Source organism: Nesterenkonia salmonea, assembly GCF_005771525.1.
Lineage (GTDB): Bacteria > Actinomycetota > Actinomycetes > Actinomycetales > Micrococcaceae > Nesterenkonia > Nesterenkonia salmonea.
In genome coordinates, this window is the sequence record NZ_VAVZ01000009.1 from 22,523 (window position 1) to 46,251 (window position 23,729).

The window sequence follows — 23,729 nt, forward strand, 5'->3', positions numbered from 1 at the left end:
CGGAACACACAGACATAGAATGGCGTTGATCCAGGTGAACGAGTCACCACGGCGCTTTTACGACAGGAGTCAACGATGCATCATCATCACGGACGGTTGCGCACCGCAGGACTGCTCGCGTTCCTGTTCGCCATGGTGCTCATGGTGGGCGCCATCGTGGCCTACTCCATGCAGAGCCCCGCAGCGCTGTTCATCTTTGCGGGTATTGGCCTGATCTCCGTTGCCTACTCCTATTGGAATTCAGACAAGATCGCTCTCAGAGCGATGCGCGCCTACCCGGTGACCCGGGAACAGGCGCCAGCGCTCTATGAGATGGTTGAAGAGCTCGCTCACCGGGCACAAGAACCAGTGCCGCGCATTTTCATCTCCCCTCAGCCGACACCCAATGCGTTCGCCACCGGACGCAACCCTGAACGCGGCGTGGTCTGCTACACAGAGGGCATTCTCAATCTGCTGACTCCCAGGGAGCTGCGGGCAGTCACCGGGCATGAGCTGATGCACATCTACAACCGTGACATCCTGATCTCCTCGGTAGCGGCGGCAGTGGCAGGATTCCTCACCACCATCACGCAGTTCTTCATCCTCTTTGGGGGCGGTCGCGGCCGCGGTGGCGGCGGTAACCCGCTGGCACTCGTGGGTGGCCTGTTGGCGGTCATCCTGATGCCCATCGCGGCGAGCCTGATCCGTTCCGCTATCAGCCGTACCCGCGAATATGACGCAGACGCTGATGGGGCCGAGCTGTCAGGGGACCCACTGGCGCTCGCCTCAGCGCTGGATAAGCTGCAGAACGGCATCTCCCGGGTTCCGCTACAGGAAGACCCCAAACATGATGCTCACGCCCATATGATGATCGCCAATCCGTTCGGCCCCCGGGCACGGCAGATGTTCTCCACCCACCCTCCGATGGAAGACCGGATCGCGCGGCTCAAGGAGATGGCCGGTCAGCGCTGAGCGCGGCTGATCCGCACCATATCTGCGCGGGGAACAACCTTGACCCGCTCACGCTGGACCTCACCTGACTCGGAGGCGGCTGCACCCAGCGAGAGTTCGTGCTCGTCGAGCTTCAGCCATCCCTCCCAGGTGGTGTACTCCACGCCACGGGACTCCAACAGCTCGAGGATCGCCTCCTCACCAGGATTCTGCGCCTCGGGAAGCCGGTCAATGTCCTCCAGCAGGCAACCGATCGTCTCCAGCGCGTCGCCCTTAGTGTGACCAATAAGCCCCACAGGGCCACGCTTGATCCAACCAGTCGCGTACGTGCCGGGGACGTGCCTGCCTTCCTCGTCAAGGACGCGCCCTGCTTCATTGAGCAGGACGCCCCGCTTGGAGTCGAACGGGATGCCTTCAATCTCTGAACCGAAGTATCCAATGGCGCGGTAGACCGCCTGCACCGGGTAGTCCTGGTACTCACCGGTCCCTGTGACATTGCCGGTCCCGTCCAGTTCCATCCGCTCAAAGCGGATCCCGGCCACTTTGCCGGTGCCCTCACCGTTGCTGTCCTGACCTTCGAGGATCTTCACCGGCTGGTGGAGGAAATGCAGGTGCAGTTTGCGGGAGGACTCCTCTGTACGTTCTTCCTGCTCGACGAGCCAGTTCGCCAGTGTGTTCACCATGGTCTTGATCTGATTGCTGGACTTGATGGCCTCATCGGAGGCTTCATCGAAGTCGAAATCCTCTTCATAGAGGACGATGTCCACATCCTCAGAGTGGGAGAGCTCACGCAGCTCCAACGGAGTGAACTTCACCTGGGCTGGCCCACGCCGGCCGAAGATATGCACATCAGTGACTGGTGAGGCCGCCAGGCCCTGATACACGTTTTCTGGGATCTCGGTGGAGAGCAGATCGTGGGGCTGCTTGGAGAGCACGCGCGCCACGTCCAGCGCGACGTTGCCGTTACCGATAACGGCCACCTGCTCAGCTTCAAGGGGCCATTCCCGAGGGTAGTCGGGGTGCCCGTCATACCAGGACACAAAGTCAGCCGCGCCGAAGGAACCTTCCAGCTCAACCCCGGGAATGTCCATCTCGACGTCCTTGATGGCGCCGGTGGCGAAAATCACGGCGTCGTAATGCTCCCTCAGCTCTTCAATGCTGACATCGGAGCCGATGTTCACATTGCCCAAGAGCCGCACGTCACCGCGGTCCATCACCTTGTGCAGGGCCTTAATGATGCCCTTAATCCGCGGGTGGTCAGGGGCCACTCCGTAGCGGATCAGGCCGAATGGCGCGGGGTACCGGTCGAACAGGTCAATGGAGAAGCGCAGGTTGTGCTTCTTCTGGGCCTTGGCCAAGATGTCCGATGCGTAGACCCCGGCGGGACCTGCACCGACGACTGCGACGCGTGTGGGCCGGGAGTTGAAAGTCTCAGACACGGTACGGCGGGTTTCCTTTCAATGAACGCAACGAGCGCGCGAATTTACCTCAGGACAGTATGCCCTATATGGGTCGTGCGCCCATAGGTCGTATCAGGGTTTACCACTGGGCCTTCCAGTACACCCACTATGGTCAACACACCCGGTTGCCGCAGTTCTTCCCATGGCCCATAAGATGACAACACAGCGATCCGGAAACCGGTTGGCACACAGCGGAAGGCGGGAAGCGAGCACATAATGGCGGAGATGTTCCTGGATAAGTTCAAAGCCCTGGTCCCCCGGTATCTTGATGCCGAATGGACACCTGGTGAAGGGTACAGCCGCAGCGAACTCTCAGAGCTGCTGTCCGACTCAGAGTTACCTGACCGGACCAAACTGCCGCTCATTCTGGAGGAGCTCTACCTGGCTCTGGGCCAGTGCGAAGAGATTCTGGAGGCCTATCACTTCATTTTCGATCCCGATGAGCTGGTCACCGAAGAGGGGTACCTGCTGTTCTTGGAGGATGAGGATGAACGCTGGGTATGGGGAGTGGATACCGCTGATCTGAAAGTGCCGGATCCGTTAATTTACCGCCGCAACAACGACAAGCACGAATGGACACCGGAAGGAGCAACTGTCAGTGAGTTCCTCTTCGACCTGCTTGAGTTCTCCTTCGAGGAGGACTGACCGTGCCTGAGCAGTCCTCACGCTTCACAGCGGAGCACACTCCCGGACAGGATACGTACGACGACGCGGTGGTCCAGTGGGAATCTCACGCACCAGAAGGCTATATCTGCCCTTTCTGCCAGTTCGCTGCCGGCGACGTATCCGATCCCGGGAACCGCTGTGAATTGAGTGACCTGGTGTATCAGGATGAGGACCTTCTGGTGTTCATCGCCTGTGACGGATTCGGCCCACATGCCGGGCACGCCATGATCATCCCGACCGCTCACCGAGAGGCGCTCTATGACCTCGAGGACGATCTGCTAGCCAAGATCAGCATTTTCTCCCGACATGTGGCGCTGGCCATCAAACGTGCCTGGGGCCCTGAGGGCACCTCCGTGAGGCAGCACAATGAGCCGGCGGGAAACCAACACGTATGGCACTACCACCTGCACGTTTTCCCGCGCTATGGCGACGATCTGCTCTACCGGCAGATCCGGCATCCGCTGGAGGTTGGATACCGGGCGCAGCTGGCCCGGGAACTCAAACCCGCCCTTGAGAAAGTCCTGGAACAGAGCTAGCCTTCGCGGTCGACGACGGCGTCTGCGAAACTCAGCAGCGCGGCCTTCACCGTCGACTCGGGCAGGGGTGAGATCGCGTCCTTGGCCCTGGTGGACCAGCTCCGGGCAACAGCCCAAGCCTCCTCCGTCACCGGATGCGACACCACAGCCTGGACTGCCTCCGCCAACTCAGCGTCCCCGCTCAAGTCTCGCTCTAGGAGCTCCAGAGCGGCGTGGGCGGCGTCGTCGTTGTTCTGAGCGGCACGGCGCAGCAGCAGCACCGGAAGTGTGGGCACCTGCTCCCGAAGATCCGTTCCAGGGGCTTTTCCTGATGAGACGCCGTCGGCAGTGAGGTCAATGACATCATCAGCTAGCTGGAACGCAATTCCTACGGCTTCACCATAGGTCTGCAGCATCTGGGACAGTTCGGGGTCTGTGCGCCCGTAGTAGGCACCCAGCTGCGCCGCGGCCGCCACCAGGGACCCGGTCTTATTGGCGATGACGCCCAGGTAGTGGTCGTAGGGGTCTTCACCACCGCGTGGGCCCACGGTTTCCTTCAGCTGGCCCATGACCAGGCGTTCAAAGGTCTCCGCCTGGATCCGGGGCCCGTCGTCGCCGAGCTCAGTCATCAGCTGTGAAGCTCGGGCCAGAATAAGGTCTCCGGTGAGGATCGCCACGGAGTTCCCCCAGACAACGTGGGCGCTGGGAGCTCCCCGGCGCAGCGGCGCGGAGTCCATGACGTCGTCGTGATAGAGAGTCGCCAGGTGAGTCATTTCCATCACCATAGCGGCCCTGAGCACCCGGTCATCCACGCCATCTCCCAAGAGGGAAGTCAGGATGGTCAGAAGCGGCCTGACCCGCTTGCCGCCAGCTTCAGCCAGGTACCGCGCAGCAGAGTTGGCCAGCTCATCAGTGCTGGACAGTGCCGCCAGGAGCTGCTCTTCCACGGCATCAAGGGATTCAGTGACCTGCGCCGTGAGCTGCTCATCGTCGGCGAGAACATCGAAGCCTGCCGGAAGCTCGATGTTCACTGGGTCGGTTTTGTCCTGCGGAAGGTCAGCGGCGTGCACCGTCTGCTCGGCTGCTGCGGCGCCGGTGCTCGCACCTGAGGCTCGTGATTCGGTCATTGGGCTTAAGCCTAGCCCTTCCGGTCGGGTGCACCCTCGCCAGAGAGCTCCGCACTGTGGGAAATGCGGGAGCTGCTCTGGTGGGGCTTGAAGGCACGGTGGATGGCTACGATCCCGCCACTGAGGTTCCGGTACTCCACCTGTGACCAGCCGGCGGCGTCGATCAGCGCTGCTAGGGCGTCCTGATCGGGCCAGGCGCGGATGGACTCCGCCAAGTAGACATAGGCCTCCGGATTGGAGGATACGGCGCGGGCCACCGGAGGAAGAGCCCGCATGAGGTACTCGTTGTAGATGACGTTGAATGGCCTGTACGTGGGGTCGGAGAACTCCATGACCGCCAAGCGTCCGCCAGGTTTTGTCACGCGGAGCATTTCGCTCAGCGCCACAGAAGTGTCAGTAATATTACGCAACCCGAAGCTGATCGTCACCGCATCGAAGCTGTCATCGGCGAAGGGCAGATTCATGCCGTCCCCTGCCACGAAGGTCAGCTCCGGGTGCCTGCGCTTGCCTACCTGCAGCATGCCGAGGGAGAAGTCACAGGCCACCGCGGTCGCTCCGGCGCGATGAAACGGGAGAGTCGATTCGCCCGTGCCTGCCGCCAAATCCAGCACAAACTCGCCTGGTTGGAGGTCTAGAGCCGTAGTGAGCTTCCGCCGCCATCTCCTGTCCTGCCCCAAAGAGATGACGTCATTGGTGAGGTCGTAACGTTCAGCGACCTGATCAAACATGGAGGCGACGTCATGTGGCCTCTTGTCAAGGTCGGCTCGGTTCCCAGCGCGGCGATTCACCCCAGTATTCTCCCATGAGCCGGGGCACAGCGTTCCCCTGGTGGGCCGCGTAAGATGGGTGAGCCATGATCTCAGCGCCGCCCAGCCTCCACATCACTGCGCGCGACGTAGACCTTCCTGGCGGACTGGTGGCGCTGCTTCCCCACCTCAACCCTTCCGGCACCTGGATCCGCGGCGGCGAAGGCATGATTGGTCTTGGCATTGCGGCAAGCACCACAGCTACTGGGCAGGGCCGTTTTGACTCGCTCTCCGTGTTTTGGGATTCGCTGATCGAATCACGGGCAGCTGGGGAGAGCGGTCACGGACCTGTGGCGTTGGTCTCAGTAGCGTTTTCCAAGGACTCCGAGTCTGCTTCACAGCTTCTGGTGCCTGAAGTTCTCATCCGTCGGGAAGGTGGAAAAACCACCCTTCTACTCATCACCGACCGCCCAGAACCGGATGCGCAGGTCCTTGACCGGCACGGCCTTTGGCTGGAGCCTACAGGTGGACTCCGCGCTACGCACCCCGCCCCTGCCGCGGATCTATCGGAAGCGCGGCTGCTGCCGGGTATCCAATCCGAACGCCAGTACCTGAGCGCGATCGCCGCAGGATTGTCGGCGATTCACGACGGAACCGTCGACAAGCTCGTGCTGGCCCGGGATGTGCTGGTGACCGCCGAGGCACCAGTGCCCATCGGCACGCTGTTGTCTCGGCTCGCCACCGAATACCCCCAGACGTGGACCTACTGTGTGGGCGCGGGGCCCGGGGTCCCGCAGACTCTGCTCGGCGCCACACCGGAAATGCTGGTCCGATTGCGCGGCACTCAGCTGTCCTCGCGGGTCCTCGCAGGCACCATTGACAGGGCCCAGCGCACCTCGACTCTGGTCCGCGACGCCAAACAGCACCGCGAGCACGATCTGGCCGTGACCTCCCTGCTCGAACAGCTCCGCCCCATCACGGACACTCTGCAGTCACCGACCGAGCCCAGTGTGCTGCAGCTGCCCAATGTGTATCACCTGGCCAGCGACATCTCAGGAAAATTGGCAGCAGATTCCTCAGGCCGCCTGCCCAGTCCTCTGAAGGTGGCAGAAGCTGCGCACCCGACAGCCGCAGTGTGTGGAACCCCGACGACGACGGCCGCTGACCTCATCGCCCAGTTGGAGGGTATGGACCGTGGCCCCTACGCCGGGCCAGTGGGTTGGATGGACGCGGAGGGAAACGCCGACTTCGGCATCGCCCTGCGCGGCGGAGTGTTCGAAGATGACGTCACCCCGGCCGGTGGTCGGCGACTGCGCATCTTCGCCGGCTGCGGAGTGGTGGCCGGTTCGGAGCCCGAGTCAGAACTGGCCGAAACCAAGGTCAAGCTCAAACCCATGCTGTGGGCGCTGGGGCTCGACCCCTGATCAGTGCGGTGTCCTGCGGCAGGCCGCCTGGGCTCAGCGTGAAGGTGTCAGGGCCTGCAGCAGTTTGGCGTGAAGGTCTCGGAGCCGGGTCCGGTCAGTCCGCAGCTCGATAATGCGAATGCCCACCCGATCATCCGGGTAGGACAGTGCCCGACCAAGCTCCTCCAAATCCTCGGTGAAGAAGTACTCGTGCTGGTAGGCGTCTGCGAGCGCTTCAATGTCCACTGTTTGGGGAGTGCCGAAGAGCCTTTCCACAGTCTTGGCCTGGCCAGCACGGCGTCCCACTTCACCGTGCTCCAATTGATCGAAGATCGCGCCACCGGCATCGTTAATCACCACAATGTCCAGGTGGGGCGCCTGTTCGGTGGAGGGGATAAGCAAAGAGTTGGCGTCATGGAGAAAGGTCAGGTCTCCGACCAGGGCGGTCACTCGCTGACCCGCCGCGAGTGCCACACCAGAGGCGGCTGAGAGGTTACCGTCAATCCCAGATACTCCACGTAGTGCGTGGATCGAACGTGAGGTGACGGAGCTGCCGGTCATGCCGGGCAGCGACCGAGTCAGGGCAGCTGCCAGGTCCACGTCTCTGATCACTGAGGATGACCCGAGCATAAGTGGCGTCCTGACTGTCTCAGCCACGAACTGGGCTGCGCGGACCGAGCTGAGGCCCCCCGCGGCGTCGTCGTCTTCACGCAGCACAGTGTCAATGATGCTCTGTGCCTTCAGCCCTTCCTCCTCCCAGGCGCGGGACCAGGCGGTCCCAGGGCGTCCGGCAAAGTCTGCAAGCTCCTGGTGGCCGGTGATGATCCGGCGGGCGAGCCGTGCATCGTGCCAGGGGCTGGCGCGGGGCTCGTACTGAACCACCTGGATGTCTTCCCGGGAAATCAGCTTCTGCACTGGCCTGGTCAGTGTGGGCCGCCCCGCCACCACTACCCGCTCCACTGCGGCGGTCAGCTCAGCGGCACGTGACCCGGGCGGAGACTGCAGCAACAGCCGGTACCCCTGCACGGGTGTCAGGTCAGTCCAGCGGGCCCCGGAGGTCGGTTCTGCGAGCATGGGGTGACCCAGTCGGCTGGCGAACTCGATGGCTTCCTGAGGGGCCTGATCTCCCATGACGAACAGCACACGGCCTGGTTCCTCGACAGCAGGATCCCCAGCTGCGGTCACCTCATGGTTTGTCTCTGCCTCCACTGGTTCGGCGAGCCAGGGGACCTTCTGTGCGGTTTCTTTCCCGGCACCAGCTGCTGCCGCACGGTAGAGGCGTGCGCGTTCGCTGGGCGGGATCACCCCTTTGCGCGCCCAGCGCTGCGTTCCAGCGTTGCCTGGCAGTTCTGCAGGAACCAACGGGTCGGCGAACCCGATGTTGAGGTGGACCGGGCCTGCGGCGGATCGGGAGTTCACCGTGGTGGCAGCTCGGAGCAGGAGGGCCACCTGCGTCTCGGCGGCGAGCATGTCGTCACGGGAGACCGGCTCCAGGCGCAAGCTTGAATCGTGGATGTCCGACTGCTCAAGGTGAAGCTCATCGCGAACCCTTCCAGTGAACATGCCCTGCTGCCACACGGTCTGGTTCGAGCCAGTGCCGTGCATACGCTCAGGCCGGTCCGCGGTGATGACCACCAGCGGAACCCCGGACATGTCAGCTTCCATCACTGCTGGCAGGAGGTTCCCGGCTGCTGTGCCTGAGGTGGTGACCACCCCGGCTGGTTCCCCTGTAGACAGTGCGATCCCGAGGGCGGTGAACGCCGCGGAACGCTCATCTGTCCGCACGTGCAGGGTGAAGGCGCCCAGCTGCTCCGCCTCGGCGAGGGCGTAGGCCAGTGGGGCTGAGCGCGATCCGGGGGCTATCACCATATGGCGCATGTTCAGGGCCATGCCGCGCAGGACCCGGCGGGCCAGTCTGAGCGATTCGGCGTCGTGGGAATCGTCGAACTCCCGGAACGGACCCCTCTCAGCTGCCATGGAGTACATCGTAGGCGGCTGTGAGCCGGTCGAACCACCACGCCTCGCGCGCTCCGGTGACCCGGTGCTGCTGCACCAGGGCTGGTACCGGGTCTGGTGAGCGCACGACGACGCCGCCTGCTGGGTCTTGTGCCACGGGCACCTGGATCACGCCGCCGTGCGGAATGAGCGGTTCTGCGACCACTTCTGCGTCGAAGAGGCTGACGGTTCCCAGGCCGCAGGCATAGGGCAGAGCGGGCAGCTGTGCCGCCAGGGCGAGTCCTGCTGTGAGGCCGACTGAGGTGTCCAGTGCTGAGGAGACCACTGCGGGCAGTCCGGATCGAGTGACAATATCGAGGGCTCGTCCGACGCCGCCCAGTGGCGGGACTTTCACCACCAGGAGGTCTGCGGCGCCCAGCGCGGCCACCCGGAACGGGTCTTCCGCTTTGCGCACCGCTTCATCGGCGGCGATCCGGATCGGCAGCCCCCGGCTGTGGAGCTGTTCACGCAGGTCGGCCAAGGGTTCGATTCCGGCGACTGGTTGTTCGGCGTACTCGAATGCCTCCCCGGCGATCTCCGCGATGGCTGACAGGTGGGTCACCGCCTCAGCGATGCTCCAGGCCCCATTGGCGTCTACTCGGATCCCCGCGTGTGGGAGCAGCCGGCAGACCTCGGCGACGCGGGCGGCGTCGTCCTCTCCGGTCTCTCCCGGTTCAGCGACCTTGATCTTCACTGCGGGGATGGAGTCCAGGTCGCCGTATCGTGTCAGGACGCCCTCCACCTCGGCGGGCCCTATGGCGGGGACGGTGGCGTTGACGGGCACCTGCTCGCGGACCGGGGAGCCCAACCCAGACCATGCCGCATGGACTGCCGCCTGCAGCCAGTGGGAGCTCTCCCGAGGGCCATATTCGGGGAACGGCCCGAACTCAGCCCACCCGGCAGGGCCACGGAGCAGCATGACCTCGCGACGGGTTTGGCCTCGGAACCGGGTGCGCATAGGCACAGAGACGATGACGGCGGCGTCGAGCAGCTCTGCGCGCTCCGGAAGCTGGTGTTGTGGCACAGCCTCAAGTCTATGTTCGCAAGTTCACAGGACGAGCTGGAAGAATAGGTCTATGCCTTCATCCTCGTCTGCGCTGCGCGCGCCCGCTCGTCGCACTGGCCTGTGGATTGCCGCGCTCGTGGTGACGGGGGTGCTGTTCCTGGTCGTGTACGAATACTTCGTCCGCACCGAGTCCGGCCAGTTCCTCGACAATGTGATGCGGATGACCGCGGACCACTTTGATCACCCGCTGCCCTTCCTGAATCCGCAGAACCGGTGGATTGCGGTGTTCATCATGGCTCCCCCAGCTGTGCTCTTCGCTGTCATCGTGCTCGCAGGTCGGAAGTACCTGGCGGGCCTGATCGCGGTCGGGACTGTGCTCGCGGCCAATATCTCCACCCAGGTTCTGAAGTACGGGATGTTGGACCGGCCGGACTTGACGGACAACCCCACGTACTGGATCAACAATTCGTTGCCTAGCGGGCACACCACGATGGCCGCCTCGATTGTTGTTGCGGTGTTCCTGGTCGCCAGCCCCAAAGCTCGGCCAGCTATTGGCGTGCTGGGCGCGCTCTGGGGCGGAAGTTGGGGTGCCTACCTGTTCATTGAGGCCTGGCATCGACCCTCCGATATGATCGCCGCCTATCTGGTAGCGGCGGCATGGGGCCTGGTGGGCGGCTGGCTGATCTTCCGTGCCGCACCGCGGGACAACACGGTGATCGCGGACGCTGAGCCTGAGGTGGCCCCGGCAGCCGGGGTGTGTTGGTTCCTGGGGATCGTTCTCACGGTAGGCGGGATGCTGTGCTTGGTCTTCGCCGGTGGGTGGACCGGACTCGAGCGGTCCGTCGCAGAACCCACCCTGTGGGCCTGGGCTGCGGGCACCCTGCTGTCGTTCGGACCGGCTATGCTCACCGCCGCGGTGGGTATCAACTTCTTCGGCGCAGAGACTGGCCGACGGATGCGAGGGGCGGATGTGCCTGCTGCACATGGAACCCGTGTGGTGTACCCGATCCCTCCTGAGCTACGCCAGCTTTACGACCGCGTATGACGGCCCGTACCGCATTATCCCCTGAGCCAGTCCACCACACGCTGACCTCCTGGTACCACCGGGCAGCGCGTGATCTTCCTTGGCGCCGAGAGGACTGCTCTGCCTGGGGCGTGCTGGTTTCCGAAACCATGCTTCAGCAGACTCCGGTGGCCCGGGTGCTGCCGCGTTGGGAAGAGTGGATGCGCCGCTGGCCCGAGCCTGCTGATACGGCCCAGGCCCCACTGGCAGAGATTCTCACCGTGTGGGACCGGCTGGGCTACCCGCGGCGAGCGCTGCGCCTTCAGCAGGCCGCTGTGGCGATCGTGGAGCGCCACGGCGGGCAGGTGCCGCAGGATGTGGATCAGCTGCGCGCTCTGCCTGGTGTGGGCGAGTACACCGCCGCCGCTGTGGCCTGCTTTGCGTTTGACCAGCCTGAGGTGGTGGTCGACACCAATATTCGACGGGTGCACGCCCGGATCTTTTCCGGACAGGCGCTTCCTGGAAAGACGTTCACCGCCGAGCAGCGCAGACTGGCCCGCGACGTGTTCCCTGACCCGCAGGCTGATGGCGGCCAGCTGGCCTGCACCTGGAACATCGCAGCCATGGAGCTCGGAGCGCTGATCTGCACGGCACGATCCCCCGCATGCTCTGCGTGCCCGGTCGCTAAGCTCTGCGCATGGCGGCTCGCCGGCTCACCTCCGCCCACTGAGGAGCAGAAGACCCGGGGCCAGAGCTGGGTTGGGACGGACCGTCAGGTGCGCGGTGCCATTATGGCCGCGCTGCGCACCGGTGGGACCACTGCACGTGATGACCTGCTCTACGGTCTACCCTTGCCGTCCGCGGATCTCGATCAGCGGCAACGCTGCCTGGAATCGCTCCTGGCTGACGGACTCGCAGAACAGCGGGAGGCCCGGATAGCCCTGCCGGGAGCCCACCCAATGTGTTGAGTGTCTCAGAATGTGGGGAACGATCCCTCTCAGGCCCGTACTTTCCCCGATTCCGAGACACTCTTTGGCTGGGAAGGCGTGCTCACACGCTGCCCTGGAGTTCTAGACTTCTGGTGTGAGGACATTTTTTGAGCACCTGCGGCGTGCGCTGAGGTCCACGCGCCGGGTGGCTGCCAATCGGGCTCGGGCTGGGGCGGTCCGTTCCAAGCGCTCGGTGCTGCCTGCGTTGCAGATGACAGTCGCCGGTGTGGGCGCCTACGTGATCTCTGAGCAGGTACTGGGCCATGAAACCCCGCTGTTCGCTGCGGTGGCGGCCCTCATCGCCATGGGGTTCACCAAGGAGCCCCGGCTGCGCAAGGTCCTGGAAGTCGCCATTGGCTGCACGTTGGGTGTGCTGCTTGCTGACATGCTGGTTCTCGGCCTGGGAACCGGCATCCTGACCGCAGTTCTGGCGGTGTTCGCAGCAGTCATGCTGGCCCGATTCCTCGACTCCGGTTCCGTGTTCGCGATGCAGATGGGCCTGCAGGCGTTGCTTGTGGTCATGGTCCCGGTGCCTGCAGATGCCGCTCTGGGCCCGTTTACCCGCTCGGTGGATGCGGTGGTCGGCGGCACCACAGCCTTGCTGGTCACCTTACTGACACCGAAGGATCCGCGGGGCGAACCGGTCCGGGAACTGCGTCGAGTCGCTGAGGAGTTCACACTTTCGCTGCGGGAGACTGCAGCCGCTCTGCGCTCCTCTGACTCCCGGCAGGCGTGGCATGCGCTGATTCGTGCGCGTGGGTTGCAGTCTCAGGTGGACGAAACCTCTAAGGCCCTTTCGGCGGCCAAGGAATTGACGCATTACTCCCCCGCCCATCGTCGGCACCGGCACTACGTCCGCCGCATTGAGCACACGGCGGAGAAGCTGGACCTGGCGGTGCGGAGTCTGCGCCTGATGACCCGCCGCGCTGTGAGCACTATCGATCACGCCAAGCTTTCCGATGCAGGCACTCTCGAGCTGGCAGGTGTGATTGAGCAGCTGGCCGATGCTTCGGCTCAATTGGGTCAGGCTGCCAGCGAGACCGGTCCGGGTTTTGACCGGTGGATGAACACCGCCCGGGACTCACTGGCCGCTGTTGCGACCGGCCTCCACCCGCAACGGCTGGACATTCACGACCTCGAAGGTGAGGCTCTGGTCCTGCTGGTGCGCACTATGGTGGTGGACCTTCTTGAGGCCTCCGGATATGAGCACGACGACGCCCTCACCTACTTGCCTGACCTGTAAGAGCAAACTGCGGAGTTCAGCTGGTGAGGGAGGCCAGCAGACCTTCCACACGGGCTTTGATGTCATCCCGGATAGCGCGTACAGCTTCGAGGTCCTTGCCCGCAGGATCCTCCAGCGGCCAGTCCTCGTAGCGTTTCCCCGGGTAGTAGGGGCAGTCGTCACCGCAACCCATGGTGATGACGGCGTCCGATTCCTGGAGCATGTCAGCAGTGAGTTCATTGGTGGACTGCGCCGCTATGTCGATCCCGACCTCTGCCATGGCTTCCACTGCTACCGGGTTGAGCTGATCGGCCGGCTTGGTGCCGCCGGAGTAGACGACCAAGCCGCCAGCTGAGAGCTCCCTGAGGAACCCTGCGGCCATCTGGGAACGGCCTGCGTTGTGGACACAGACGAACGTCACAGCAGGCGGGGTGGATTCGGAGTGCTGATGGTTTTCCACAGTGGAGGGGCTAGACATCGGGGGGACCTTTCTTAGCGGGTTGTGGTTGCAGCTGAGGCGCGAGCAGGCGGGGCGCTGATGGGCATAGCTCTTCCGCGGAAGAACTTCCGCGCCCACAGGGCCACATAGACCAGACCGACCAGGACGGGGACTTCAATGAGCGGCCCGACGACGCCGGCGAGAGCTTGACCGCTGGCGGCACCGAATGTCGCGATGGAGACTGCGATTGCCAGCTCGAAGTTGTTCCCTGCAGCGGTGAAACTCAAAGTGGTGGAGCGTTCGTAGCCCATGCGGAGGATCCACCCGATCACCATGGATGCGGCGAAGGTGACAACAAAGTAGATCAGCAGTGGCACAGCGATCCGGACCACATCCAGCGGTTGACTGAGGACTTGGTCACCTTGAAGGGCGAAGAGCACCACAATGGTGAACAGCAGCCCGTAGAGCGCCCATGGCCCGATGACGGGCAGTACCTTGTTTTCATAGGCGGCCCGGCCCATCCGTGCCTCACCGATGGTACGAGTAAGGAATCCGGCCAGCAGCGGGATGCCGAGGAAGACGAGCACTGAGATGGTGATCGCCCATATGGAGAAGTCTGTGCTGGTGGTTTCCAGCCCCAACCAGCTTGGCAGGAGCTGCAGGTAGAACCATCCGAGGAGCCCGAACATGAACACCTGGAACACGGAGTTGATCGCTACCAGGACGGCGGCGGCTTCACGGTCTCCGCAGGCTAAGTCATTCCAGATGAGCACCATGGCGATGCATCGGGCCAGACCCACGATGATCAGACCCGTGCGGTACTCAGGAAGATCGGGGAGGAAGATCCAGGCCAGGGCGAACATAAAAGCAGGCGCGAGCAGCCAATTGATCACCAAGGATGTGATGATGAGGCGTTTGTCTGAGATCACTCGCCCTGTCTCGTTGTACCGGACCTTGGCGAGCACGGGATACATCATCACCAGCAGGCCTATGGCGATCGGTACGGAGACGCCAGCGATCTTGACTGACTCCAGGGCCTCACCGAAGACAGGTAGCGCTGCGCCGAGAAGAAGCCCGAAACCCATCGCGCCGAGAATCCACAGCGGCAGGAATTTGTCCAACAGGGAAAGCTTTTGAATGACAGCGCCTGTATCTGGAGCCTCAGAAGTCGTCACGAGTGCCTTATCGTTGAGAGTGCATGAGCATCATCGACAACTGTCGATATAACGAGTATTCTTCACTACATCGATACATGTCAATCTAGCAGTTGTGATGCAAGAAAGGGCCGCCTGATGACATTAACCGCGACGCTCCCGGACTCTTCGGCGACTCCTGCCCCGGTCGCGGAAGAGTGCTGCGCCCCGCCCCCTGGCGCCGCTGAACTTCAGGCCGAAGCTGCGGCAGACCTTGCGATCAGGTTCAAGGCTCTCGGTGATGCCAACCGCCTGATGCTGCTGGCCACCATCGCTGGCGGAGAGTCTGCCGAGGCGTGCGTCTGCGATCTCACCGAGCCGTTGAACCTCGGGCAGCCCACCGTCTCCCACCACCTGAAGATTCTGGTTGATGCTGGGTTCCTCACCAGAGAGAAACGCGGAACGTGGTCCTACTACTCAGTGGTCCCCGGCGCCCTGGGAGGGCTCTGCGGTGATCTGTGCTCTGAGTCCGCCCTGGGAGGCCTGATGAACCCAGCAGCCTCTGCTGAGTCTGCTCCTGAGCACAACGCCTGACTATTTCTCTCCCAGTACTAGGCTCAGCGCTTCCGCCAAGGATCCCACCTCACGGACCGTCATACCCTCAGGGATATTCTTTTTCTCTGCAGAGCCCTTGCTTTCTGGAGTTCGGGGAACGATGGCGTGCGTGAAGCCGAGCCGCTGAGCCTCCTGCAGGCGCCTACTGAGCCCCTGCACCGGCCTGACCTCTCCCGCAAGACCGACCTCCCCAAAGGCGAGGAACCTGTTGGGCAGCGGTTTCTCCAGGGTCGCAGAGGCCACCGCTAGGGCCACTGCCAAATCTGCCGCTGGTTCGGTGATCTTCACCCCGCCCACCGTGGCCACGTAGATTTCGGACTTCATCAATGTGGCGAGCTTGGCCCGCCGCTGCAGCACGGCCAAGAGCATCGAGACCCGAGGAGAATCCAGCCCTGAGACTGCTCTGCGCGGCTGTGCGGCCTGGGACTCTGCCACCAGAGCCTGCACCTCCGCAGTAAGCGGCCGGCGGCCTTCCAGCGTAATGGTGATGCAGGTTCCTGGTACCCGTTCGGTCATCGCGGAGACGAAGAGCCCACTGGGGTCTGCCAGAGACACCAAACCGTCCTCGGTGAGGTCAAAGCAGCCTACATCGTCAGTCGGTCCGTAGCGGTTCTTCCCAGCTCGAAGCAGGCGAAGCCGCGAGTGCCGCTCCCCTTCGAACTGGCACACGACATCCACAAGGTGTTCTAACATTCGCGGCCCGGCAATGTTTCCCTCTTTGGTGACGTGGCCGACCAGAATAGTCGTCATATTGCGCCGCTTGGCGGACTCGATCATGGCGGCTGTCACTTCACGGATTTGGGTGACCCCACCGGCTGCGCCGTCGACTTCGGCCGACGAGAGCGTCTGGACAGAGTCCATGATGGTCAGCTGGGGGCCGCCCTGTTCGGCGCCAGTCTCTTCAATTTGCCCCAACGCTTGACCCAGGTCAGCTTCGGCTGCCAGGTAGAGCCCGTCCGCCACAGCACCGATCCGCTCTGCGCGCTTCTTCACTTGGGCAGCCGATTCCTCACCTGTGAGATAGAGCACCGGTTGGGAGGTGTGTTTGCGCGCCACATCCGCGGCTGCTTGCAGCAGAAGCGTGGACTTTCCCACGCCAGGCTCCCCCGCCATCAGAATGACTGCGCCTGGTACCAGCCCTCCGCCCAGCACTCGGTCCAATTCCCCGATCCCGGTCGGCCGGAACTCAGCCACGGAGGAGTCCACCTCCGCAATGGTCCTCGCCGGTGCGGTCAGCGAGCGCGAGGGGCCCGTGCGAGCCTTCGTCTGGCCCTTCTCCACGACGGTTCCCCAGGATTGGCACTCAGCGCACCGCCCGACCCACTTAACGGTCTGCCAGCCGCACTCTGAGCACTCGAACCCCGCCGAGGACTTGTTCTTCGCCATGCGCTCCACGTTATCCTTTCCCCCGGACTCCTCAGGCGCCGTGGGCGTAAGAAGTCCGGGCATGAGAAAGGCCGGGCCCGGTCACACTCTGTGTGGCCAGGCCCGGCCCGTTCGCTTTGGTGCTGCTCAGCTTTCGATAGCTGCCGGTTCTTCGGCTGCCTCCAGCTGGTGGTCAGTCGGCATACTCCAGTCGAAAGTCAGCTCACGGTCGGGGCCAGTGCCCTTCACCGCAATGCTGATCTCCGAACCGTGCGGTATCTCACCGTAGAGAATCCGCTCTGAGAGCTGGTCCTCAATCATGGACTGGATCGCCCGGCGCAATGGTCGCGCGCCCATGGCGGGATCGTAGCCGCGGTCGGCCAGGAATTCGCGTGCTTCCTGGGTGATTTCCACGGTCATTGCCTGCTCTGCCAACCGCTTGCGCAGCCGGTCCATGAACAGGTCGACAATCTTGACGATCTCCTGCTGTTCCAGCTGCGGGAAGACGATGGTGTCGTCTACACGGTTGAGGAACTCGGGGCGGAAGTGCTGGCGCAGCTCCTGGCTGACCTTGCCCTTCATCCGCTCGTAGTTGGTTGCGGTGTCCGAGGTGGACGTGAAGCCTGTTGTCACACCCTTGGAGATCTCACCGGTCCCGAGGTTGGTGGTCATGATGATGACGGTGTTCTTGAAGTCGACTACCCGACCCTGGGAGTCGGTGAGCCGACCATCTTCAAGGATTTGCAGCAGTGAATTGAACAAATCAGCGTGTGCTTTCTCGACTTCGTCGAAGAGCACAACCGAGAAAGGACGACGCCGCACCTTCTCCGTCAGCTGACCACCCTCCTCATAGCCCACATACCCTGGGGGCGCACCAAAGAGCCTCGAGACTGTGTGCTTCTCGCTGAACTCCGACATGTCCAGAGTGATCATGGCCTCTTCATCACCGAACAAGAACTCTGCCAGCGCTTTGGCCAGCTCTGTCTTGCCGACACCGGTAGGACCGGCGAAGATGAATGAGCCCGAGGGACGGTTGGGGTCCTTCAGACCTGCGCGGGTCCGGCGAATAGCGCGTGAGAGGGACTTCACAGCCTCATCCTGGCCGATGACCCGCTTGTGCAGCTCCTCTTCCATGCGCTTGAGCCGGTCGGATTCCGCCTCGGTGAGCTTGAAGACGGGTATACCGGTCGAGAAGGCGAGGACTTCGGCGATCAAATCACCGTCAACTTCAGCGATCTCATCCATTGACCGAGATTTCCAGGTTTCTTCTTTCTGGGCACGCTCTTCGACGAGCTTCTGCTCTTTGTCGCGGAACTGGGCAGCACCTTCGAAGTCCTGAGCGTCAATGGCGGCTTCCTTCTCCCGCTTGACCTCTTCGATTTTGCCGTCGAATTCCTTCAACTCCGGTGGAGGAGTCATTTTCTGAATTCTTAGACGCGCACCGGCCTCATCAATGAGGTCAATTGCTTTGTCCGGAAGGAACCGGTCATTGATATACCGGTTCGCCAGATTGGCGGCCTGCTCCAGTGCTTCTTCTGTGATGGACACCTTGTGGTGTGCTTCGTAGCGATCACGCAGACCGCGCAGAATCTGCACTGTGGTTTCCACCGAGGGTTCATCGACTTGGATGGGTTGGAAACGGCGTTCCAGAGCAGCATCCTTCTCGATGTGCTTGCGGTACTCATCCAGCGTGGTCGCGCCGATGGTCTGCAGTTCTCCACGCGCCAGAAGCGGCTTGAGGATATTGGCAGCGTCAATTGCACCCTCTGCTGCACCGGCACCCACCAGAGTGTGGATCTCATCGATGAACAGGATGATGTCTCCGCGGGTACGGATCTCTTTGAGGACCTTCTTCAGGCGCTCTTCGAAGTCACCGCGGTAGCGAGAGCCTGCGACTAATGAACCGAGGTCCAATGTGTAGAGCTGTTTATCGCGCAGCAGTTCGGGGACATCGCCGTTGACTATTGCCTGCGCCAGGCCCTCAACGACGGCTGTCTTGCCGACGCCGGGCTCACCAATGAGCACAGGATTGTTCTTGGTCCTGCGGGAAAGGACCTGCATGACCCGTTCGCGTTCGTAGTCGCGGCCCACCACGGGGTCCAGCTGCGCTTCACGGGCAGCTGCAGTGAGGTTGCGACCGAACTGGTCAAGCACCACAGAGCCTGCAGGGGTTCCCGAAGCGCCGCCCTGTCCGACTCCAGCACCAGCTTTCTCCTGCTGATCGCCTCCGGAGTAGCCGGAGAGCAGCTGGATGACCTGCTGGCGGACCTTATTGAGGTCAGCGTTCATCTCCACCAGCACCTGAGCGGCGACACCCTCACCTTCCCGGATCAATCCGAGAAGAATGTGCTCTGTGCCGATGTAGTTGTGGCCCAGCTGAAGAGCTTCACGCAGTGAGAGCTCGAGCACTTTTTTGGCGCGCGGAGTGAAGGGAATGTGCCCGGACGGGGCATTCTGGCCCGGTCCGATCTTCTCCTGCACCTTCTCCCGAACACCCTGAAGGTTGATGTCCAGGGACTCCAGCGCCTTAGCAGCGACGCCTTCACCTTCGTGGATCAACCCAAGCAGAATGTGCTCAGTGCCGATGTAGTTGTGGTTAAGCATGCGGGCCTCTTCTTGGGCCAGCACGACGACGCGACGTGCGCGGTCAGTAAATCTCTCAAACATAGCCAACTGACGCTCCCTACAGCATTGTCTTCCGAGAGTCCAAGGCTACGGCCATTTGCCGCCGACTCACCTACCTGTTCGCCACAGGGAAAAGACTGACCCCCGGCGGGAGCTCGTACTAGCCCGCGCCGGGGGTCAGTCCTACCCGAAAATGTCAGCGCTTCTTGGCGTTGCGATACGCCTCGACGATGTCCCGGTGAAGGCGACCCCGTTTAGCGACGGTGTATCCATGGGACACCGCCCATTCTCGAATTTTCTTTGCCTCATTCTGAGGTGACGGGGGAGGAACTGCCTCAGCCTTGCGAACGTACTTCTTGAGAGTGTCGCGGAGCGCTTTGGCGTTCTCTTCCGACAGGTCAATCGAGTAAAACCTGCTGTCAAGACCGAAGTGAACAGTCTCCTTAGCCGGTGATCCATCTAGATCATCAACGAGGATTTCTTGTACTTTTTTCGCCATGAGCGATGCACCTCACTGCAGAGTATCGACAGCCCGCGAAAACTGTGCTTGTTGTCTGCACACTGAGGGCTGATAAATAATTATAAGTGGCCAGGGACCAATTCTCTGACGACAGCTCTATTCTCGCAGGGAAAAACAAAGACCGTCAACTCAGTAAGACCCCACAAGAATTCATCTTGGTTTGTTCACTGATGGGCTTGTGTCTCGCGGCTCGTAGTGTCATTCATCTCCTGCCGCACCGCAGCCTCAGTGGCGCGCTCATTGCGGTCAGCGCGGAAGATCGCCCGCATCGCCAACCAGAAGACCAGACCCACGCCTATCGATGGCGCAAGCACTTCAAAATACGTCCAGAAATTATCCATATTGGCTCAACTTTCCGGCTTGAGGAGAGGAAACAGTATGGTTTCACGAATACCTGATCCAGTGAACAGCATCACAAGTCGATCGATTCCTAAACCGATTCCACCCATCGGTGGCGCCCCATATTCCAGCGCTCGGAGAAAGTCTTCGTCCACTTGCATTGCCTCTTCATCCCCGCCAGCTGCCTGATGAGCCTGTGCCACCAAACGCTCTCTTTGAATGACGGGGTCAATAAGTTCAGAGAAGGCTGTGCCCGTCTCCATTCCGGCAATGATGAGGTCCCATGCCTCAATCACACCAGGCTTTTCTCGATGTGGCCGGGCAAGCGGCTGGGCGGCTGGCGGATAGTCGCACACAAACGTGGGCTGAAGCAGTGTCGGCTCGACGATCTCGCCGAATAGTTCAAGGACCAGCTTCTGCGCACCCCATGCCGGGTCGACTCTCACCTGATGCCTCTCGGCGACAGCCAGCAGTGTGCCGGCATCAGTATCAGGGGTGATCTCTTGGCCTACAGCTTCCGACAGCCCGGGGTAGACCGAGAGCCATGCCCATTCGCCGCTGAGATCAACAACACCTCGCTCAGTCTCAATCTTCAGGCCCTTGCCTGCGGCCTGTGCAGCATTGCGGATCATCTCCTGCATACGGTCTGCCATCACATACATGTCACCCCAGGCTTCGTAGGATTCCAGCATGGTGAACTCTGGGGAGTGCGTTGAGTCGACGCCTTCATTGCGGAAGACGCGGCCGATCTCGAAGACGCGGTCAATGCCTCCCACTACGGCCCGCTTCAGGTAGAGCTCCGTCGCGATACGCAGCGTCATGGGCTGGTCAAACGCATTGAGATGAGTGCGGAACGGCCTAGCCTGCGCTCCTCCGTGAATGAGCTGCAGAATGGGAGTTTCAACTTCCACGTAGTCCCGCGAGTGCAAGGTGTCACGGATGGCGCGAACCATAGCCGCACGTGTGTAGACCATTTGGCGCGCCTCATCACGCACGATCAGGTCTGCATACCGCTGACGAACTCGGGTTTCCTCGTTGAGATCGGCGTGCAGCACTGGAAGTGGCCGAAGCGCCTTCGAGGCGATGACAAACGACCGTGCCATGACGCTGAGCTCACCGCGACGCGAGGTGATCACCTCGCCGGTGACCTGGACCTGGTCGCCGAGGTCGACAGCAGACTTCCACTGCGCCAAACTCTCTTCACCGACCTCGGCCAGCGAAATCATGGCCTGCAGCCGAGTGCCGCTGCCCTGTGGCCCGCCCTCCTGCAGCGTGGCGAAACAGAGCTTGCCGGTGTTCCGAATAAACATCACACGTCCGGTGACCGAAACGGTCTCACCAGTAGAGGCACCTGGCTCCAGATCGGGGAAGCGGCTGCGCACGTCCGCCAGCGAAGCGCTGCGCTCGACTGTGACCGGGTAGGCCGGCACACCCTGCTCCAGCAGGCGTGTGCGCTTGTCCATGCGCACAGCGCGCTGGTCGGTGGTGTCTATGTCGGTCGTGGTCGAAGTCTGCTCAGTCACCCCGCCAGTTTACGTCTTCTACTCCAGGTAGAAGAACTACCAGATTGTCACCCGCTGATCAGGTGAAAGGTACATGCCATCACCCTCAACGGTCCCGAAGGCGCGGTGAAAGGCATCCACGTTCTTGACCGGCTGGGTCGCGCGGAACTCAGCAGGAGAGTGCGGGTCAACGCTGAGCAGCGTCAGGGCACGCTCAGGCCGGGTGACGTTGCGCCACCCCTGTGCCCAGGAGAAGAAGAACCGCTGGTCACCGGTGAGGTCTCCGACGGCGTCGTCGTCTTTCTCCTCAGGGCCACTCACCTCGGTGATTTTCACGCCTTGGTTTCGGGCAGCCAGCCACAACTTATACGCCTTGTGGGCGATGCCTATCCCCCCGAGGTCACCGATGTTCTCCCCCAATGTGAGTTCGCCATTGACAGTGTGTTCATCATCAAGTGCTGAAGGACTCAGCGCATTGAACTGCTCGACCAGTCGGGCTGTGCGCTCCTCGAAGGCGGTGCGGTCCTCAGCTGTCCACCAGTCGGTGAGAGAACCATCCGCGCCGTAGCGGGATCCCTGATCATCGAAACCGTGACCGATCTCATGACCAATGACCGCACCGATGGCACCAAAGTTCTGCGCCATGTCCCGGTCAACGGAGAAGAACGGCAACTGAAGGATCGCTGCCGGGAAGCAGATGACGTTTTCCAGCGGGTGGTAGTAGGCATTGACTGTCTGCGGCGTCATATGCCATTCGTCGGGGTCTGGACCCTCGTCAATTTTGGCGACGTCGCGGTCCCATTCCTTCTCCGCGGCGCGGGAAACGTTGCCGACGACGTCATCAACAGCGACCTCGACATCTGAGTAATCTGTCCATTTGGAGGGGAATCCGATCTTCGGGATGAAGGTGTCCAGCTTCTCCAACGCCTTCTGCCGTGTCTCTTCACCCATCCACTCCAGGGTGCTGATGGAGCGACGGTAAGCCTCAATCAGGGCAGCAATCAGCTCATCCATGGCCTGACGAGCCTGCTGGGGATAGTGCCGTGCAACATAGATCTGTGCCACGTCCTCACCCAGGTGACCATTGGTCAGCGCCACGCCTCGCTTCCACCGCTCCTTCAACTGAGGGGTGCCGTTGAGGGTCTTAGCGTAGAAGTCGAAATGCTCGTTGACCACCTCAGAATGCAGCAGTGGAGCCGCCCACCGCAGCAGCTGAGCGCGGAGCCAGTGCTTCCACGTCTCGACTGGGTATTCAGTCAGTGCGGACTGGAAAGCGGGCAGCACATCCGGTTGGCCGACCACGATCTCCGCCGACTGAGCATCAGAGAGCCCCCAGCCCTCAAACGCCTCACTGATCAGGGGTATCAACTGCTCAACTTCAGCACGCGACTTCAGGTTGTAGCGCTTCTGCGCATCCCGAGTGGTCACCCGGTCCCAGTGATGGGAAGCCAACTTGGTCTCCAGGTTCAGGACCTCAGACGCCGCCTGCGCTGAGTCTGCGACTCCGGCGAGCGCGAGGAAGGTTTCCAGATGAGCCTTGTACTTGTGACGAATCTCGGTATAGGTATCTTCCCGGTAGTAGGCCTCATCAGGCAGCCCCAGGCCGCCCTGCATCATGTGCAGAAGCTCCCGCTCAGGGTTACCTGCATCGCGGGTCACACCGACCATCACGAGGCCATCAAGTCCCTGACGCTGCCATGTGGCGGCTAGGCGCAGCAGCTCACCGGGGGTTGAGGCGGAGCCAATCTCATCCAGGCGCTCCTGGATGGGGCCCAGTTTCAGCTCTTCAGCCCGCTCAGCGTCCATGAACGCGCGGTAGAAGGTGCCGATGCGCTGCTGGATGTCTCCGAAATCGGGGTCTACATCAACCACTCTTTCGGTAGCTGTCTGCGCAGCCTCGTCGAGGATGGCGCGAACATCTGCCTCAGCCTTGTCCCGGAGTTCGAGGAAGGAGCCGTAGGCATCCAAGTCATCAGGGATCTCAGCTGTTTTCAGCCACTCTCCGTTGACGTGGTGATTGAGATCATCCTGCGCTCGGACGGAGGAATCGATGTAGGGGAAATCGGTCTCTGTGCTCATGGATCCACCCTACGTCAGCGGCTGAGGTGCTGAAATATTGCTTCAGTGCG

General features: G+C 62.0%; 21 protein-coding genes. 8 read left to right on the top strand and 13 right to left on the bottom strand.

Translation table 11 applies throughout. The features are described from left to right. Nucleotides 1-75: 75 nt before the first annotated feature. Complete coding sequence (locus FEF26_RS04680; protein WP_138252385.1) at nucleotides 76-951, top strand: M48 family metalloprotease; 876 nt, start codon at nucleotides 76-78, stop codon at nucleotides 949-951. On the opposite strand, the gene FEF26_RS04685 is transcribed toward FEF26_RS04680, so the two are convergent. Then, nucleotides 942-2,369, bottom strand: coding sequence for an FAD-dependent oxidoreductase (locus FEF26_RS04685; protein WP_138252386.1), 1,428 nt, complete (start codon nucleotides 2,367-2,369; stop codon nucleotides 942-944). The genes FEF26_RS04680 and FEF26_RS04685 overlap by 10 nt on opposite strands. 246 nt (nucleotides 2,370-2,615) lie before the next feature. Between FEF26_RS04685 and FEF26_RS04690 the strand changes: the two genes are divergently transcribed. Beyond that, a complete protein-coding gene (locus FEF26_RS04690; RefSeq protein WP_424991725.1) occupies nucleotides 2,616-3,035 on the top strand; it encodes a hypothetical protein in 420 nt (139 codons plus the stop codon). A 68-nt stretch (nucleotides 3,036-3,103) separates the two neighbouring features. Next, entirely contained in the window at nucleotides 3,104-3,592 is a 489-nt protein-coding gene (locus FEF26_RS04695) for an HIT family protein (protein ID WP_138252437.1), read from the top strand. On the opposite strand, the gene FEF26_RS04700 is transcribed toward FEF26_RS04695, so the two are convergent. Together FEF26_RS04700 and FEF26_RS04705 are read right to left on the bottom strand one after the other, a co-directional pair. Continuing rightward, nucleotides 3,589-4,698: a polyprenyl synthetase family protein gene (locus FEF26_RS04700; RefSeq protein ID WP_138252388.1), complete on the bottom strand. Its 1,110-nt coding sequence runs from the start codon at nucleotides 4,696-4,698 to the stop codon at nucleotides 3,589-3,591. The two genes, FEF26_RS04695 and FEF26_RS04700, sit on opposite strands and share 4 nt — an antisense overlap. Nucleotides 4,699-4,709: 11 nt before the next feature. Next, a complete protein-coding gene (locus FEF26_RS04705; RefSeq protein ID WP_341805138.1) occupies nucleotides 4,710-5,486 on the bottom strand; it encodes a demethylmenaquinone methyltransferase in 777 nt (258 codons plus the stop codon). A gap of 65 nt (nucleotides 5,487-5,551) precedes the next feature. Here FEF26_RS04705 and FEF26_RS04710 point away from each other — a divergent pair, with 65 nt between their 5' ends. Beyond that, nucleotides 5,552-6,868: an isochorismate synthase gene (locus FEF26_RS04710; RefSeq protein ID WP_138252389.1), complete on the top strand. Its 1,317-nt coding sequence runs from the start codon at nucleotides 5,552-5,554 to the stop codon at nucleotides 6,866-6,868. 33 nt (nucleotides 6,869-6,901) lie between these two features. Here the strand turns inward: FEF26_RS04710 and menD are convergent, their stop codons facing one another. Continuing rightward, nucleotides 6,902-8,824, bottom strand: a complete 1,923-nt coding sequence (menD, locus tag FEF26_RS04715) for a 2-succinyl-5-enolpyruvyl-6-hydroxy-3-cyclohexene-1-carboxylic-acid synthase (protein ID WP_166432915.1) — start codon at nucleotides 8,822-8,824, stop codon at nucleotides 6,902-6,904. Beyond that, nucleotides 8,814-9,866 (bottom strand): o-succinylbenzoate synthase, encoded by a 1,053-nt coding sequence (locus tag FEF26_RS04720; RefSeq protein WP_138252391.1) that lies wholly within the window; start codon nucleotides 9,864-9,866, stop codon nucleotides 8,814-8,816. Before FEF26_RS04720 ends, menD begins: the two co-directional genes overlap by 11 nt. Nucleotides 9,867-9,918: 52 nt before the next feature. On the opposite strand from FEF26_RS04720, the gene FEF26_RS04725 reads away from it, so the two are divergent. From FEF26_RS04725 to FEF26_RS04735, 3 genes are all read left to right on the top strand, one after another. Further along, a complete protein-coding gene (locus FEF26_RS04725; RefSeq protein WP_166432916.1) occupies nucleotides 9,919-10,893 on the top strand; it encodes a phosphatase PAP2 family protein in 975 nt (324 codons plus the stop codon). Beyond that, on the top strand, nucleotides 10,890-11,819 hold the full coding sequence (locus FEF26_RS04730) for an HhH-GPD family protein (RefSeq protein ID WP_138252393.1): 930 nt from the start codon (nucleotides 10,890-10,892) through the stop codon (nucleotides 11,817-11,819). The genes FEF26_RS04725 and FEF26_RS04730 overlap by 4 nt, the downstream gene beginning before the upstream one ends. Before the next feature lie 115 nt (nucleotides 11,820-11,934). After that, a complete protein-coding gene (locus tag FEF26_RS04735; protein WP_243730412.1) occupies nucleotides 11,935-13,083 on the top strand; it encodes an FUSC family protein in 1,149 nt (382 codons plus the stop codon). A gap of 16 nt (nucleotides 13,084-13,099) precedes the next feature. On the opposite strand, the gene FEF26_RS04740 is transcribed toward FEF26_RS04735, so the two are convergent. After that, complete coding sequence (locus FEF26_RS04740) at nucleotides 13,100-13,540, bottom strand: arsenate reductase ArsC (RefSeq protein ID WP_138252394.1); 441 nt, start codon at nucleotides 13,538-13,540, stop codon at nucleotides 13,100-13,102. Between the two features lie 14 nt (nucleotides 13,541-13,554). Next, nucleotides 13,555-14,676, bottom strand: coding sequence for an ACR3 family arsenite efflux transporter (gene arsB, locus FEF26_RS04745; protein ID WP_243730413.1), 1,122 nt, complete (start codon nucleotides 14,674-14,676; stop codon nucleotides 13,555-13,557). 117 nt (nucleotides 14,677-14,793) lie between these two features. Here arsB and FEF26_RS04750 point away from each other — a divergent pair, with 117 nt between their 5' ends. Further along, complete coding sequence (locus FEF26_RS04750) at nucleotides 14,794-15,228, top strand: ArsR/SmtB family transcription factor (RefSeq protein ID WP_138252395.1); 435 nt, start codon at nucleotides 14,794-14,796, stop codon at nucleotides 15,226-15,228. On the opposite strand, the gene radA is transcribed toward FEF26_RS04750, so the two are convergent. The 6 genes from radA to FEF26_RS04775 form a co-directional block, all read right to left on the bottom strand. Continuing rightward, the gene (gene radA / locus FEF26_RS04755; RefSeq protein ID WP_138252396.1) at nucleotides 15,229-16,635 is read right to left on the bottom strand and encodes a DNA repair protein RadA; all 1,407 of its coding nucleotides are present in this window, start codon (nucleotides 16,633-16,635) and stop codon (nucleotides 15,229-15,231) included. A gap of 126 nt (nucleotides 16,636-16,761) precedes the next feature. Beyond that, nucleotides 16,762-19,281, bottom strand: coding sequence for an ATP-dependent Clp protease ATP-binding subunit (locus FEF26_RS04760; protein ID WP_138252397.1), 2,520 nt, complete (start codon nucleotides 19,279-19,281; stop codon nucleotides 16,762-16,764). 154 nt (nucleotides 19,282-19,435) lie between these two features. Continuing rightward, on the bottom strand, nucleotides 19,436-19,738 hold the full coding sequence (locus tag FEF26_RS04765) for a histone-like nucleoid-structuring protein Lsr2 (RefSeq protein ID WP_138252398.1): 303 nt from the start codon (nucleotides 19,736-19,738) through the stop codon (nucleotides 19,436-19,438). Nucleotides 19,739-19,923: 185 nt separating this feature from the next. After that, on the bottom strand, nucleotides 19,924-20,100 hold the full coding sequence (locus FEF26_RS15670) for a hypothetical protein (protein WP_166432917.1): 177 nt from the start codon (nucleotides 20,098-20,100) through the stop codon (nucleotides 19,924-19,926). A 6-nt stretch (nucleotides 20,101-20,106) separates the two neighbouring features. After that, complete coding sequence (lysS, locus tag FEF26_RS04770; RefSeq protein WP_138252399.1) at nucleotides 20,107-21,621, bottom strand: lysine--tRNA ligase; 1,515 nt, start codon at nucleotides 21,619-21,621, stop codon at nucleotides 20,107-20,109. Nucleotides 21,622-21,657: 36 nt separating this feature from the next. Continuing rightward, nucleotides 21,658-23,679 (bottom strand): M13 family metallopeptidase, encoded by a 2,022-nt coding sequence (locus FEF26_RS04775; protein WP_138252400.1) that lies wholly within the window; start codon nucleotides 23,677-23,679, stop codon nucleotides 21,658-21,660. Between the last annotated feature and the right edge of the window lie 50 nt (nucleotides 23,680-23,729).

Bases quoted from the DNA above. Each gene is read 5' to 3' on its own strand.
- FEF26_RS04740 (WP_138252394.1), bottom strand. From the start codon at position 13,540: ATGTCTAGCCCCTCCACTGTGGAAAACCATCAGCACTCCGAATCCACC.
- FEF26_RS04690 (WP_424991725.1), top strand. From the start codon at position 2,616: ATGTTCCTGGATAAGTTCAAAGCCCTGGTCCCCCGGTATCTTGATGCC.
- FEF26_RS04710 (WP_138252389.1), top strand. From the start codon at position 5,552: ATGATCTCAGCGCCGCCCAGCCTCCACATCACTGCGCGCGACGTAGAC.
- radA (WP_138252396.1), bottom strand. From the start codon at position 16,635: ATGGCGAAGAACAAGTCCTCGGCGGGGTTCGAGTGCTCAGAGTGCGGC.
- FEF26_RS04730 (WP_138252393.1), top strand. From the start codon at position 10,890: ATGACGGCCCGTACCGCATTATCCCCTGAGCCAGTCCACCACACGCTG.
- FEF26_RS04775 (WP_138252400.1), bottom strand. From the start codon at position 23,679: ATGAGCACAGAGACCGATTTCCCCTACATCGATTCCTCCGTCCGAGCG.
- FEF26_RS04700 (WP_138252388.1), bottom strand. From the start codon at position 4,698: ATGACCGAATCACGAGCCTCAGGTGCGAGCACCGGCGCCGCAGCAGCC.
- FEF26_RS04750 (WP_138252395.1), top strand. From the start codon at position 14,794: ATGACATTAACCGCGACGCTCCCGGACTCTTCGGCGACTCCTGCCCCG.
- FEF26_RS04765 (WP_138252398.1), bottom strand. From the start codon at position 19,738: ATGGCGAAAAAAGTACAAGAAATCCTCGTTGATGATCTAGATGGATCA.
- FEF26_RS04680 (WP_138252385.1), top strand. From the start codon at position 76: ATGCATCATCATCACGGACGGTTGCGCACCGCAGGACTGCTCGCGTTC.
- FEF26_RS04725 (WP_166432916.1), top strand. From the start codon at position 9,919: ATGCCTTCATCCTCGTCTGCGCTGCGCGCGCCCGCTCGTCGCACTGGC.
- menD (WP_166432915.1), bottom strand. From the start codon at position 8,824: ATGGCAGCTGAGAGGGGTCCGTTCCGGGAGTTCGACGATTCCCACGAC.
- FEF26_RS04760 (WP_138252397.1), bottom strand. From the start codon at position 19,281: ATGTTTGAGAGATTTACTGACCGCGCACGTCGCGTCGTCGTGCTGGCC.
- FEF26_RS15670 (WP_166432917.1), bottom strand. From the start codon at position 20,100: ATGGATAATTTCTGGACGTATTTTGAAGTGCTTGCGCCATCGATAGGC.